Source organism: Acinetobacter sp. ANC 4558, from assembly GCF_002135375.1.
GTDB lineage: Bacteria > Pseudomonadota > Gammaproteobacteria > Pseudomonadales > Moraxellaceae > Acinetobacter.
The window spans coordinates 64,505-79,755 of sequence record NZ_NEGH01000011.1 but is presented as its reverse complement, the minus strand read 5'-3'; the positions used below and the strand labels follow the sequence as shown (position 1 = coordinate 79,755).

The 15,251-nt window shown below is 35.9% G+C and carries 8 protein-coding genes; 1 reads left to right on the top strand and 7 read right to left on the bottom strand.

The genetic code is table 11. The annotated features are described in order from the left end of the window. Positions 1-3 precede the first annotated feature (3 nt). The 5 genes from B9T31_RS13415 to B9T31_RS13395 form a co-directional block, all read right to left on the bottom strand. Positions 4-2,496, bottom strand: coding sequence for a TonB-dependent receptor plug domain-containing protein (locus B9T31_RS13415; protein ID WP_086182452.1), 2,493 nt, complete (start codon positions 2,494-2,496; stop codon positions 4-6). A 353-nt stretch (positions 2,497-2,849) separates the two neighbouring features. Next, positions 2,850-4,091, bottom strand: coding sequence for a lipase family protein (locus B9T31_RS13410; RefSeq protein WP_086182451.1), 1,242 nt, complete (start codon positions 4,089-4,091; stop codon positions 2,850-2,852). A 12-nt stretch (positions 4,092-4,103) separates the two neighbouring features. After that, the gene (locus B9T31_RS13405) at positions 4,104-6,599 is read right to left on the bottom strand and encodes a TonB-dependent receptor plug domain-containing protein (protein ID WP_086182450.1); all 2,496 of its coding nucleotides are present in this window, start codon (positions 6,597-6,599) and stop codon (positions 4,104-4,106) included. Positions 6,600-6,977: 378 nt separating this feature from the next. Beyond that, positions 6,978-8,825: an ABC transporter ATP-binding protein gene (locus tag B9T31_RS13400; protein WP_086182449.1), complete on the bottom strand. Its 1,848-nt coding sequence runs from the start codon at positions 8,823-8,825 to the stop codon at positions 6,978-6,980. A gap of 11 nt (positions 8,826-8,836) precedes the next feature. Continuing rightward, complete coding sequence (locus B9T31_RS13395) at positions 8,837-10,663, bottom strand: ABC transporter ATP-binding protein (protein ID WP_086182448.1); 1,827 nt, start codon at positions 10,661-10,663, stop codon at positions 8,837-8,839. 285 nt (positions 10,664-10,948) lie between these two features. On the opposite strand from B9T31_RS13395, the gene B9T31_RS13390 reads away from it, so the two are divergent. Then, a complete protein-coding gene (locus B9T31_RS13390; protein WP_086182447.1) occupies positions 10,949-12,004 on the top strand; it encodes an ABC transporter substrate-binding protein in 1,056 nt (351 codons plus the stop codon). Between the two features lie 120 nt (positions 12,005-12,124). On the opposite strand, the gene B9T31_RS13385 is transcribed toward B9T31_RS13390, so the two are convergent. Together B9T31_RS13385 and B9T31_RS13380 are read right to left on the bottom strand one after the other, a co-directional pair. Further along, positions 12,125-13,399 (bottom strand): acyl-CoA dehydrogenase family protein, encoded by a 1,275-nt coding sequence (locus B9T31_RS13385; protein ID WP_086182446.1) that lies wholly within the window; start codon positions 13,397-13,399, stop codon positions 12,125-12,127. Between the two features lie 2 nt (positions 13,400-13,401). Beyond that, on the bottom strand, positions 13,402-15,249 hold the full coding sequence (locus B9T31_RS13380) for a dipeptide ABC transporter ATP-binding protein (RefSeq protein ID WP_086182445.1): 1,848 nt from the start codon (positions 15,247-15,249) through the stop codon (positions 13,402-13,404). Positions 15,250-15,251 lie beyond the last annotated feature (2 nt).

Genomic DNA, 15,251 nt, shown 5'->3' with positions numbered 1-15,251 from the left:
CAATTAAAAGTCATAACTCACTCGGCCATATACATATGTACCAAAAGAACCTTCTGGCGCATTAAAACTATATTTCACAACACCATATGGATCTTGTGATTTAGTTCTATCAGGATGACTATTAAATAAGTTCACTGCTCCAACATTGAGTTTTAAGCCTTTAACGAACTGATCTGCTTTATAACCAACATCTAAATCAAGCACCCACTGTGGGCTAAATGTTTGATCTAAGAAGGTATTGGTATTATTTAAAATGGTCCATTTATCGTGTCGACGTAAGTTACTACTCACACTCCACTCATTTTTATCCCATATCGTACCAATGGTAAGTTTGTTCTTTGGCGCCGCAGATTCAATTAAGCTCCGTGTATTACGTCCTGCAATTAATGCAGATGAAATCACATCACCTTTTGAAGTTACAGCATCACGAGCCTTGGTGATTTTATTGTCATTCAATGCAAAACCAAGGTTTAATTTTAAATTTCCATAGTCATTTAAATCTAAATCATGTTTCGCAGTAAACTCTAAACCACGTGTGCGTGTATCCAGTAAGTTATTGAAAAATGCCACGTTATTAATATTAGAGTAAGCCGTGCCTGCAAATGCATTGGTCACTAAACTACCAGAAATATTATCTGATAATAAAATACGATCTTTAATATTAATTTGATAAATGTCTAAAGTGAATGCCGTTTTTGCCAATGGTTCCCAAACAAAACCAAATGAATAGTTTGTTGATTTTTCAGATTTCAGCTTTTTACCACCCACCAATTGCGCTGCTTCACTTCCTGCAACTAAAGTACGTTGCTGAACATCTCTCCAAATACCATCAGTACCTTGAACAGTTTGAACGCTATATGTTGAATACCCTAATTGTGCTAAAGATGGTGCACGATATCCTGTACTTGCGGAACCGCGAATGCTGAACTGTGGATCAATATTATATTTAAGCGTTAATTTTCCATTGGTTGTGCTACCAAAATCAGAATAGTGTTCAGATCGTAGCGCAACACCTGCATTCAAATCTTTCACAATATCTGCTTCTAAATCTAGGTATGCACCATAAACATCTCGATGGATACTACGAACATCTTGATCGGTAATTCCCGCATAAATATTAGGTGCTTTTACAGGGTCATAAAATGAACCTCTGGTATAAGCAACTGGATTGCCTGCTTGTTGTTTATATTCTTCCCAGCGATATAGCGCGCCAGTTGAAATTGTTAATGGGCTAAATAACCAAGAGGTATTAAAATCACGACTATAATCCACACCAGTATTTAACTGTGAAAATAAATTATTTCCTAAGCTATATTCTGTGGGTGAACGTACGCCATAACTTGGGTTAAAGCCATTTTCTTGTTGAGAATGAACTTTGTTATGACCATATGTGGCAAAAGCATCTATTTTTCCAGTTTTTTGCGTACCACTTTTCCCACCTACGGTCACTGCAAAATCATCAACACTGATGACTGAAACAGGAATTCGCCCATCTGGGTAAATTTCTTGGAAATAAGGTGATTTATTAATTGCTGAAGTGGATGATGGCGGTTCATAGAAGTTTTCGCCACGCGTTTTACGATGACCATAAGTACCAAAACCATACAGTGAAGCAGTTTCAGTCAGTGGCAAATCTGCATTAAAACTTAGGTTGAACTGATCTTTTAATTCAGGTGCGCCAAATTTCCAATTTCTATAGGGTGTGTTATTTTCATCATATTTATGATTTGGATTACTTAAATTATTATAAAATTTACGATTATCAGCCAATGTATTGTTTGAAGATCCTCTTCTTCCAGCATCAAATGCGAGCGTTAATGAACCATCATTTGGTAACGCTAAACCTTTCCAACCTAAAATTTTATGTTGTTCGCCATCACCTTGGGTAAATCCCCCACCTTGATAGGTTAAGTTTGCACCAGAATCACGAGTTTTTAAAATAATATTAACAACACCTGCTATTGCATCTGATCCAAACTGAGCAGCAGCACCATCACGTAAAATTTCAATACGTTCAACCGCACTAATTGGAATCAAACTTAAATCAGCACCTGCCGCTCCACGGCCACCTGCATAGTTTTGACGGGTAAAATACGCTGATGTATGGCGACGTTTACCATTAATTAAAATTAAAGTTTGATCGGATGTTAAACCTCGCAGTGCAATCCCTGGAGCAACCGCAGCGCCAAAGCCACCCGCAGGCGATGTTGGTAAAGTCACAGAAGGAGATATTTTTGCCAGTGCTTTAGAGAGATCAAACTCACCCGTATTTAATAAGGCTTGAGGAGTAATAATATCGACTGGTGCTGGTGCATCTAATGCACTTTTTACCGCACGTCGTGAACCTGTAACTACCACAGATTCTAACGTAATTGCTTCAACATCATCGGTATTATTTTTTTGTGAATTTTCATTTGCTAAAGTAATTGAACTTGCCAATGCGCTCAGTACAAATACAGAAGATTTTAAAATTGATAAATGACGTGTCTGATTCATATACTTTTCCCATAAAAACTATGAGATCAATTGCAAAGCTAATGCCATTATTTTTATTATTTATAATCAATAACTTATAAAATACAAACCAAATTAGTTGTTTTTATTCCGACAAATATTTTAACAAAGTGTTTTGAAAGCAACTTTTATAAAAATAAAAGATGGCAATTTAAAATATATTTTTCATTCTATCTTTAATTAAATAATCAAGATGACTGATGACTTTTAATCAATGAATAACAGTCAAATTTATTATGTATTCAGTATATGGTTACGAGTCCTCTCTTTTACAAGAGAGAACTCAATTTAATCACAAATACTGATATAAATTTATTATCTATATCATTTTGAAATTATTCCAAGATTGGTTGACAGATCGATTTTATTTTTTGATCAGCTAATACTTTTTTTGCAAATGGCACAGCATCTTTCATTGAAATTGGAACTGCATCGCTATGCCCATAACCTGCATAAATGTGTCCTTCAATGGTTGTTCCCGCCTGACAACTATCTTTCATCAACTTGAGCTGACCACGAACATCAGGTGTTTTGTCATTTGCACCTGTGGCAATAAAAACAGGATGATTAATTTTTAATGTTGGGAAATAGCCAAATTTTTCCTGCATTTCTTCTACTGTTTTTGTATAAGCTTCGCTTGGCTTTTCCTTTAAGGCATTCGCAAAAGTTAAGCCTGCACTCGTTACATCACGCTGTAAAGTAATGATACATGTGTTACGCGCACGCTCAACAAATGGAAGTGCTTTTTCAGTAAAGACATCCTCGGGTTTTAACTTTGGATTGTAACTTTGCGCAGCAATAAAACTATACATCGGTAAAGCAATTGCAGTCACCACTTCATGTGGATTTGAACGGATGACTTCTTGTTGCTTTGCATTTTTATCACGATAAATAACACCTGTTGCAACGGTTCCCTTTATATTGAGCTTAGGTGCATAACTTGGAGCATATGCTGCAGCTGCAAATGCTCCCGCTCCGCCCTGCGACTCACCTGATAAAATGACTTTATTTGCAATATTCACTTGCGCATTAATCGCAGCCGTTGCCCCATCAAGCATGTTATAGGCCAACATTGGATTGTTAATTAACCAATGTGCGCCTTGTGTTCCCAAACCTTCATAGTCTGGTGCAATAACAGCAAAACCTTCACTCAACCATTTATCTAAATGTTCAACCCCAATATATAAGCGACCCGACCATGATGGCGCACAAGTATCCGCCAAACCCACCGTCCCATGCCCCCAAACCAATAATGGCCATCCGCCTTTAGGCGGTGTGCCTTTAGGAATAAATAATGCACCAGACACCACAGATGCCTTACTTGCATCTACACCACTAGTGGATGAGTATAAAATACGATATTGAGCTGAAGCTTTATTTTGACCAATATAAGATGGCGTTAATGGCTCAATACGTAACAAAGTCCCAGATGCTTTTGGAATTTCTTGATTCCATTCATAAAAATCAGATAAATAACTATCACCCACCAAGTTATCAGGATAAACCTTGGCTTGAGCAAATGGTAAGGATACCAATAAACTTAGAACTACAGCGGCATTTAGAATACGACTTTTCATATATTTTTATCCTTAAAAATCATATGTAAGCTTGCTATAAATAAAGGTTCCATTTCCACCTTCAGGTGAGTTGAAACTATATTTCACAACACCACCAACACTGGTGTTAATCGCACGGTCAGGATAAGAGTTAAATAAATTATAAGCGCCAACATCAATCCGTAAACCTTTAACCATGCTTGGTTTATAACCAATATTTAAATCAGCAATCCACTGTGGTGAAAAAGTTTGATCGAATGCTGGACGAGTATTATCAATCGTAGACCATTCACCATAACGTCTTAAGTGAGTCGTAATAATCCAGTTATCAATCGTCCAATCTGTACCAAGTGTTAGTTTATTTTTAGGAGAAGCAGATTCAATCAAACCACGTGTGCTACGACCAGCAATTGATTCAAACGGAATAACTTCACCTTTAATTGTTACTGCATCACGTGTTTTTGTGATTTTATTTTTGTTCGTGCTATAACCTAGATTTAATTTTAATTGCCCGTACTTCTCAAAATCTAATGCATAATTGGTCGTAATTTCTAAGCCTTTAGTTTGTGTATCTAACAGGTTATTAAAAAATGCGACATTGTTAATTTCTGCATATGGTGTACCTGCAAATGCATTCTTAATAATACTTCCAGTAATATTATCAGAAAGTAAGATACGGTTTTTAATATCAATTTTATAGATATCTACTGTTGCAGATAAATTCTTCAATGGTTTAAAAACAAAACCTAATGAAATATTTTTAGACTTTTCGGGTTCTAAGTCTTTGCCTCCGAGTAATAATGCGGCTTCACTTCCTGGTAATAATGTTCGTTGTGAAACGTCTTGATAGACACCATTGGATTGCAACACAGTTTGTCGGCTATAGGCAGAAAAACCAAGCTGTGTAATAGATGGTGCTCTATACCCTGTACTATAAGTACTACGTACCGAAACTCTCGGATCTATATCATATTTAAGTGATAATTTACCATTGGTTGTGCTACCAAAATCAGAATAGTCTTCTGCTCTAAATGCAAGACCAGCAACAACTTTAGGCAAAATTTTTGCTTCTACATCAAAATATCCACCAAAAACATCTCTTGAAACTTTACGCTCATCTTGATCGGTAATACCTGAATAAATTTCTGGAACACCCACACCAATTACAGGGCTTGGGTTATAAAAAGGACCTCGTGTATATGCAATCGGATCACCCGCAATTTGTTGATATTGCTCTCTGCGATAGGCTAGACCCGTCGCAAATGTAATTGGTTCTTCGAAGAATGCGACATTAATAGGTTTTTGGTAGTCTAAATTTACATTGGTTTGTTCATTAATATTGTCACCCACTTTATAATCAGATGGTGAATCATAACCATAACTTGGATTAATACCATTTGTATAAAGCTGAGAAGCCTTATTGCGTCCGTAATTAACAGAGAAATCGACTTTACCGTATAAGAAATCACTGTTTTTAACGCCAGTCGTAATCGCATAGTCATACAATGAATAAATTGATGTCGTAATACGCCCATGTGGATAACGTGCTAAATAATAAGGATTTTGGTTTAAGGTTGTATTGGTATTCGGTGGCTGATAGAAATTTTGCCCCACACTCTCTTTATAACCATATGTTGCAAAACCATAGAGTTTAATTGTATCGGTAAGAGGAAGTTCACCATTTAAGACCGAATTCACTTGATCTTTTACCTTAGGAGAGCCAAAACGCCAGTGTCGGTAAGGAGAGTTTGCTTCTAAATATTCAGCATTTGGATAGTTAAGTGGGTAGAATCTACGATTATCTGGATTAGTATTATTCGCATAATCTTGATTACCGTATTCGATGGCAAACGTTAGACTACCATCATTGGGTAAAGAAAAACCTTTCCATGCAGAGATCTTATTTTGTGCCCCCTGACCTGAAGAAAACTCTCCAAAGCGGTAAGATACAGCACCATGATCATCATCATCTTTTAAGATAATATTAATGACACCAGCAAGTGCATCTGATCCATATTGTGCTGCTGCACCATCTCTTAAAATTTCAACACGCTTTACTGCATTCAATGGAATTAAGCTTAAATCTACCGATGCAGCACCACGTCCATTAGCTAAGTTTTGACGCGTAAAAATCGCCCCCGTATGTCTACGTTTTCCATTAATTAATACCAAAACTTGATCTGATGCCAAACCACGTAAAGATGCACCTGCTGGAATTTGTGCTGCAAATGCGCCAGCTGGCTCAAGTGGGAATGTAAAAGAAGGCGATAAAATCGTTAATGCCTTTGAAAGGTCAACTGTTCCTGTATTTTTCAACTGCTCTTCAGATATAATATCAACAGGTGCAGATGCATCCAGTGGGCTTTTAACTGCACGTCGACTCCCTGTTACAACAACAGACTCAAGTGTAATCACATCCTCTTCACTCTGTTTTGGCGTGAGAGATTCATTCGCAAGCGCAATTGAACCTGCTAAAGCACTTAAAATAAATATGGAAGATTTTAAAATCGATGATGGTAATGCTTTCATTGCGTTCCCCTAAAAAGTAATCCCATTTAGCAAACACAATGCCAACTTATTTATGATATAAAAATCATAAGCTTATATTTAAATCAAATAATAGAATTGTCACTTTCTAAACAAAAAATTACCAATTTGTTTAAAAAACAACTTATATCTTCATCATAAATTCATTTTTACCAAACACCGCCAAAGTATTTTTAAACGAATTAAAAATTCTTAATTGCATTAAATAAGCGAATATTTATTTAAAAGTTAGATGAATTAAAACTGGAAATCAATACAACAAAAAATTAGCCACCATATATGTGGCTAAGTACCATAAAGAATATATTACCAGTGCTGCTACGGCATTATCACATCACCATTTTATCAACTCAAAATCACTTAAGCCACGTGACTTTCCTCAAGCTGATGATTTAAATAGGACTGATACAACTTAAAATATTGCTGCTGATTATTCAACAAATCCTGATGTGCTCCCTGCTCAACAACAGTTCCATTTTCAATCACAATAATTTTATCTGCCTCACGAATCGTACTTAAACGATGTGCAATCACAATACATGTACGATTTTGGCATAAGCGCTTTAAAGCAAATTGAATTTTTTGTTCCGTATAAATATCAATTGCTGAGGTCGCCTCATCTAATATTAGAATTTTAGGATCTGCTAAATAGGCCCGAACTAAACATACCAACTGACGTTGACCATGACTTAAGTTCCCCCCCAATGTACCGACCTCTGTAAAGTAACGTTGAGGCAATTGTTCCAAAATTTCATTTGCACCTAATTCCTCAATGGCTTGAATTAAAGCTTGGTCCGAGGCATCGGGTTGAACCATACGTAAATTATCGAGTATTGTTCCACTAAAAAGAACATTATCTTGCAATACAATTCCTACGTGCTGACGTAAACTGGATTGACTAATGGCTTGAATAGGATAACGGTCTAAAAGAATCTGCCCTTGCTGTGCTTCATAAAATCGAGTTAACAATTGCACAACTGTACTTTTACCATGCCCTGTTGGGCCAACAATAGCGACCACTTGGCCTGCGTCAATATCTAAATTAAAATTTCGTAAAACGGGTTTCGTAGTATAAGCAAAATCAACATTTTTAAAGCTAATATTTCCTGATAATTGTTCCAATTTTACTGCATTAGCTTGATCCAAAATTTCAGGTTGAGTATCTAATAATAAGAAAATACGCTGAGCACATGCGGTCCCATTAGCATAGCGCTCAAATAAATCAGTTAGCTCTTGTAGTGGTGCCAAAAATAAAAATACATAGAAAATACATTCAGCAAATTGTCCAATGGTAATTGCACCTTCACTCAGTGCATAACTTCCAATCACAATAAAAGATGCTGTTGCAACTGTTGATAACACACCTGTAAATGGAGCAAACCAACTGGTTCGTTTACTGCCATAAATAATGGATGAGTTGAAATCATGTAATAATCGCTGATAACGGTTTTGATTTTTTTCACTATAATTTAATTGTTGAATAATTTTAGCCCCGTTTACCGTTTCAACTAAATGTGCTGTAAATCGACTTCGTTCTTCTGCAACACGCCCCCAATGTCGCTGGGACGATTTTTTAAAAATAAAAGTAACGGTAAAAAGAATGGGTAAAACAGCAAATAAACACCAAAAAAATGGAGGATAGATATACCATAGTAAACCCGATGCAAGCACACAGCGCAAAACCGCTGATAATAATTCTGGTGGCCCTTGAATCAATAAAGGTTCAAGCGTATCAACATCACTATCTGCACGTGAAATAATGCGCCCAGCTTTTGTTTTATCAAAGTAACTAATACTGAGTGTCTGAATGTGTTGAAATAATTTTTTCCGTAATTCATTTAAAACACGTAAAGCGGCAAAGCCTGATAAATATTTTGAAAATCCTGCCAAGCCAAATCGCACAATCCAACTTAATGATAAAATCATCATTGCAGTGAATAAAACGTGATGATTCAGTATTAATTGTCCAGCTTGATGGCTAAATCCTGAATCCAAAATATATTTAATCACCCATGGTCGTATAAAAATACTCATGACTTGGAAGATTTCAACTACAATTAAAGCAACGAGTAAATAACGGATTGGTGCAATTAGAGGTAAAAGCTTTTTTAACATGCTCCGCTGAATAGATGTTTTTGCTAAGTTTTCCTCAACTTGCAAATCACTTATTTCTTTTCTCGGCTGAAATTTTTGAGTGGATATATTCATGTCTAAGCCTCTTATACCGTCATAACTGTAGCTGTTAACATTTGTGTTGGTTCAGGCTTTTCAAAACCCATTAACTCACAATAATAATCACAACGTTTTAATAATTCGTAATGATTGCCCTGATCAATAATTTCTCCTTTATCAAGTACCAACACCCAATTTGATAATGCGATAGTGGTTGGTTTATTTGAATTAATGACTAAGGTTTTTAAAGATTGTGTTGAAGAATATTGACTAATTTTTCCAAGAACCTGTTGTTCTGTAGTTGCATCTAATGCACTTGTTGAATCATCTAAAGCCAAGACCAGTGAGTTTTTTAAAATTGCGCGAGCAATTGCAATTCTTTGCTTTTGACCGCCAGATAATGTCACTCCCTTATCGCCAATAATGGTGTCCAAACCATATTCAAGTCGTTGAATTAATTCTAATGCTGAAGCTTGATCAAGTGCATTCAGTAATTCTTGATCACTTGCATCAGACTTAGCCACTCTTAAATTTTCTGCCAATGTTCCTGAAAAAAAGAAATTTTCTTGGGGAATAATTTGAACCAAAGACCGTAATTCTTGTAATTTTAAATGTTTAATATCAACCCAGCCTTCTTCATCTGAGCCAATCAATACTCTGCCTTCTGTTGGATCAATGAATCGATTCAACAAATTCATTAATGTTGTTTTTCCAGCACCTGTTTTGCCTACAACTGTTACAATTTCACCTGCTTTAAAGACCGCATTACATTGTCTTAAAATATATTTTTTGCTTTCTATAGAAAAAACACTCACATGATCTAATTTAATACTCAGTCCATGATCCACAGATTTCGAAAATGCTTCATTGCCATCAATAATTTTAGATTTTTCATCTAACATTTGCCAAATTCTAACAGCAGAAGATCGTGCATCTGCAAAGATATGTAATACTTGACCAATGCCTTCTATTCGAAATACCAGTAGGTTTGCCATCAATACGGCTGCTATAAATTCCCCTATTTGTAATTGATGTTGTCCAATCAAATATGCACCAAACCCGATGACCCATAAATAAGAACATGCAATAATCATTTGTGGAATTGGCAACCGTTTTGAAGCTAATGCAATTGCTTGAAGCGAATGGTGAATAAAATGATGAATCGCATCTGTGAAACGTTGTTGTAATTTATTTTCTAAGCGGAAGGCTTTTGCAACACGAACACCATTCACACTTTCAGCCAAAGTGTCTCCTACTTTTTCATATGCATATGCCACTTTATGGTCTAAATGAACCAACTGATTTGTTAATTTAAATAAAACAAAAATGCCTAAAGCAACGAAGAATAAAGGCACTAAACCAAGCCAAACGTTATACCAACAAAGTAAACCTGTTGTCGCAATAACCACTAAAACTGACTCAAAAACTTGTCGCCAAAAATTAATTAAAGCTTCTTTAAGTTTATCTGAATCGCGTGTACTACGTGATAAGACTTCACCGAGCCCATGTTTCCAATGCCATGAAATATCTAAATGCTGAACTTGACTAAAAATATTTTCACGTAAAATGGTTAATAATTGTTGCCCGATCGTTAATGCGCTAATTCCAGCTAAGTACTGAATTAAAGATCGAACGATTGCAATGGTTGAAAGTAATAAAAACCAGAACCATGGGTTTAATGGACTTGACCATGCATGTTGAAATAATGTACTTGGATCGCTGTGGCGCAAGGTATCAATCGCTTGACCAATCGAAAACTGTTGTAATGCTAATCCTAAATTCGCTAAAAAAAATAAGACAGCAGTTAGTCCAAAACGAAATGGCATAAATCGATAAAGTGCTAAGCTACGTAACAATGGATATTGTTTCAACATTTCAACCAAAATATAAATCTAAACTAAGCTCATATTGCTAAAATTATGCCAATTTTCAATTGAGCAAAAAAATCTCAACTATTTGTTTTTTATTATTTTATATTTTTAAGATATTATGTAATGTTGAATTTCAGACACCCTTTGGAAGAATATGTTTTGATTTCAACAAAATCTGATATATCAACATCATAAATTCATATAACAAAAATATTTATTAAAAATCAATAACTTATAAAATGGCATCAATATTGCTTTAATTCATTTAAATCTATTTAGGATGTTGCTATGACGACACTTACACCTACTTCTTTAAAAACACTTTGGTATACACGTTGCCCAGTACCTACAGGTTTAGGGATTGCCATTCAAAAGGGTTGGTTAAAAAACAAATTTTCTGAGCAAGATATCGAAATTAAATCTATTCGTGAATCAAACTCAAAAGATGTCCGTAACTCTCATTTTAACCATACCTTAGAAAACTCTGTACGCCATGGCGGTAGTATTCCAGCAATTTGGGCCTATTCATCTGGTCAAAAAACCAAAGTCATTGGTTTATCATGGGCAGATGAAATTCAGTTATTACTTACACGCTATGATACAGGCATCAAAAATGTTTCTGATTTAAAAGGGAAACGTTTTGGTCTACCTCATAATCAAGATGCATTAATTGATTTTTCACGTGCACAAGCAATTCGTGGCTTAGAAAATGCCTTGAAAACAGTTGGTCTAGAAGTTGCAGACTTAGAGTTAGTCGATACGATTCGCCAAGATATCGTAGAAGCTCAACAGCAACAGTATCTTCATCAAGATGGTCCTGCAACAGGTTTAGGTGATCGAAATAAACAAAATGCCAGTGCTGAAATTGTCGCTTTATTAAAAGGCGATGTTGATGCAATCTTTTTAAAAGGTGCGCATGCAGCTCAAGTTGCTCATGACTTTGCTTTACATACCATTATTGATATTGGTTCACATCCTGACCCGATCTTACGTTCAAATAATGGTACACCACGGACATTGACTGTAGATGAGAGCTTTTTATTAAATTATCCAGAACAAGCTCAAACCATTGTAGAATCTGTTCTTGAAGCAGAACAATGGTCTCATCTACATGCTAGCGATACGCATCGCTACTTAGCAAAAGAATGTAATAGTAGTGAGCAATGGATTCATTTAGCATATGGCGAAAATGCACATTTAAAATTAAATACCAATTTTGATGAAACGTCGGTACTTGCATTACAAGACTTAAGTGACTTTTTATATCGTTGGAAGTTTATTCCAAAACAAATAGATGTAAAAGAATGGTTAGCACCTGAAGCTTATCAAAACATTCTAAAATAATATTTTGATCCAGTTTGATTTATAAATTCCATATAAATCAAACCTTTTTATACAATCATCAGCAATTAAAAACTCTATCTGATACAGATAGAGTTTTTTTCTATTAATAATAAATAACGATTATTTTTCTTTCGAGAATTGCGTTACATTTTGCGCCTGTCTTTTCAGTAGCACCGAATTATATTCACCAGGTGGAATGTTATTTAAGTAATAGTTGCCAACATGGTATAAACGCCAGCGAATTGGATCATGTGTAGTATGCGTACGTGCATTTCGCCAAAAACGATCTAAATTCCATTTTGATAACGTTGAGCTAGCACCCAATAAACCAAAGATTTCACTTGAAATTTTTAATGATGCAGCATCAGACTGACTACGTGTTGCAGCAACAGATAAAATCAATTCAGTTTGTAAATCTTCATCTTGAACATTTTCTAAATGCTGGGTAAAAATATTTGCTGAACGATCAAGTAATGCTTCTGCTGAACGAACCAATACTACAAACTCGCCAATTTGTTTAATAATATGTGGTTCTTGTGTTGGAGAATCAACACCACTTTCAACCCAAGGACGTGCATTCTCTTGTAAATATTCAATACCACTTTGCAATGCACCTAAAGCAATTCCTGTATCCATCGCTGCATGTAAAATTTGTGGCCATGTTAAACCAGTTCGTAAAACAGTTCCTAGACCACCCGTGTTACGTTTAGCAATGTAACGCTCATCTAATACAATTTGATGAAAATTAACTGTGCCACTGACACTATTATTTTGTCCAATCGCACTCCAGTCATCAATAAGTTCTAATCCTGGTGTATTACGGTGTACAAGAACAGATACTGGACCTTCATCACTCCCTGCAATGAGTGAAATCCATTCTGCAAGCAAAGAACCTGTTGAATAAAACTTACTGCCATTTAATACCGATTGTCCTTGTTCATTTTTCTCAACACGCGTCTTATGATGGAATTTATCTTTTCCACCAACCTCCGCAAGTGCATTACCTAAACGTTTTCCTGCCAAGACATCAGCAATTAATTGATCACGAATATCATCATCATATCCATTTAAAATGCCACGGAACATGGTGAAATGAATTTGTAATAACTGACCAACACCACCATCTGCAGCAGAAATAATTTTAACAACATTAACAATCGTTAAAATACTTGCACCCAAACCACCAAATTGTTTAGGCACACTAATTGTCGTTAAACCTGCCTCAGAAATTAATCTCGCCTGTTCATAAGGAATCGTTCTGTTATATTCAGGATTCTTCGCAAACTCATTGAGCTGTTTTGCAACCTCTTTTGCGACTTGTAACGCTTCTTGTTCAGTTTGAATATGACGGACTGCACCTAATGCGAGAAAATTAGGGTTGTGAATATCATTCATGTTTAAGCTCCAGAAATATCTAAATAATGTTGTTTATCTTCAACTTTTGCTGCTGTGCTGTTATAAAGACTTGGCGCATGTGCAAGTAAAAGTTGGGTATAAGCGTGTTTCGGTTGGTTCAACACCTGATCTGTATGGCCATATTCAACAATTTTTCCATTCTTCAATACAGCAATGCGATCAGCAATTGCACGTACAACACCTAAGTTATGCGTAACAAACAATAAGGTGACGCCTTGTTTTTGAAGTTCTTGAAGTAATTTTAAAATAGAGGCTTGCACAGAGACATCGAGTGCTGAAGTAATTTCATCACATATTAAAATTTTAGGCTGACATAAGAGCGCTCGTGCAATGGCAACACGTTGCCGTTCACCGCCAGATAAATCTCGTGGATATAAATCTTTAACTTGTAGTGGCAACGAAACTTTTGCCAATACTTGTGCAACTTTTTCAGCAGTTTCTGCCTTGGTCGTGTTATAAAAATGCTCAACGACTTTAGACAATGTTTGTCCAATGGTATGTGCAGGATTTAAAGCTTTATACGGATTTTGGAAGATATACTGTAGTTGATGGCGTTGCGCTAATGTTCTTAGTTTTCCACTAAAAGGTAACAACGCATGCTCAAGAAATAATTTGCCTTCAACACTATCGTTTAAACCTGCTAATGCTCTCGATAATGTCGTTTTTCCAGAACCTGACTCGCCCACCAAAGCAAGGCATTCACCTTGTCGCAATTGAAATGATGCATCAAATAAAACTTGGTGATGACCATACCAAGCATTAATATTTTCAACATTTAATAAAACTTTTTGCTCAGATTCTTGTAAGTTTAGACTCAATTCCTCTTGTACAGGCTCAAATAATTCAATTTGATTTAAATGATGGCAAGCCACAAAATGAGGTTCAAATTCATCAACCATTTTGATTAATTGTGGATGCTGTGTTCGACACAGATCCGTGGCATAAAAACAGCGTGGTGCAAATGCACAACCTGCAGGGCGATGATTCGGTGAAGGTGCATGTCCTTCAATCGGAGATAACAATTTACGAATCGAAACATCAGGAATCGCATGAATTAAGCCTTGTGTATACGGATGTTTCGGTTGTTCAAATAGTTGTGGTAATTGTGCATCTTCAGCAATACGCCCTGAATATAAGACAATAACCCGATCTGCAATATCTTTAACGACGGTTAAATCATGTGAAACATAAATGGCAGAAACTTTATATTCTTGACATAACTTTCGAATAATGTTCAAAACTAAAGTTTGTGTGGTTACATCTAAGGCAGTTGTCGGTTCATCCAAAACAATTAAGCGTGGATGCAACAAAAAAGCCAACGCCAATAATATTCGCTGTTGCTGTCCACCAGACAGTTGATGTGGAAAACGTTTTAAAAATTGATCGTCAGCAGGTAAACCGACCTCTTGTAAAATTTTCTTAACTTTAATTAATCGCTCTGCTGGAGTGATTTGTTTATGATGAACTTCTAATAATTCATCAAGATGCTGTCCTATTCTTAACGATGGATTTAAAGCTGTTCCTGGATCCTGTGCCACATGACTAATTTTGCTTCCGCGAATCTGACGTAACGCATGTTCATCAAGTGCTAAAATATCTTCCCCATCGAGCTCAACTTTACCTTGAGTAATTTTTGCACCATGACGCGAATAACCGAGTAATGCACTCGATAACGTGGTTTTACCTGAACCACTTTCCCCAACTAAACCAAGAACTTCACCTTCTTTTAAATCAAAACTAATTTCTGATATGACATCTTTAGCTGTTGTGACCAAGCCAACAGATAAGTTTTGCACCGATAAAACTGTTGGACGATATTGATGATTCATCT

What these genes read in the sequence shown, in the direction of transcription:
- B9T31_RS13415 (WP_086182452.1), bottom strand. Translation starts at nt 2,496, where the DNA reads ATGAATCAGACACGTCATTTATCAATTTTAAAATCTTCTGTATTTGTA.
- B9T31_RS13410 (WP_086182451.1), bottom strand. Translation starts at nt 4,091, where the DNA reads ATGAAAAGTCGTATTCTAAATGCCGCTGTAGTTCTAAGTTTATTGGTA.
- B9T31_RS13405 (WP_086182450.1), bottom strand. Translation starts at nt 6,599, where the DNA reads ATGAAAGCATTACCATCATCGATTTTAAAATCTTCCATATTTATTTTA.
- B9T31_RS13400 (WP_086182449.1), bottom strand. Translation starts at nt 8,825, where the DNA reads ATGAATATATCCACTCAAAAATTTCAGCCGAGAAAAGAAATAAGTGAT.
- B9T31_RS13395 (WP_086182448.1), bottom strand. Translation starts at nt 10,663, where the DNA reads ATGTTGAAACAATATCCATTGTTACGTAGCTTAGCACTTTATCGATTT.
- B9T31_RS13390 (WP_086182447.1), top strand. Translation starts at nt 10,949, where the DNA reads ATGACGACACTTACACCTACTTCTTTAAAAACACTTTGGTATACACGT.
- B9T31_RS13385 (WP_086182446.1), bottom strand. Translation starts at nt 13,399, where the DNA reads ATGAATGATATTCACAACCCTAATTTTCTCGCATTAGGTGCAGTCCGT.
- B9T31_RS13380 (WP_086182445.1), bottom strand. Translation starts at nt 15,249, where the DNA reads ATGAATCATCAATATCGTCCAACAGTTTTATCGGTGCAAAACTTATCT.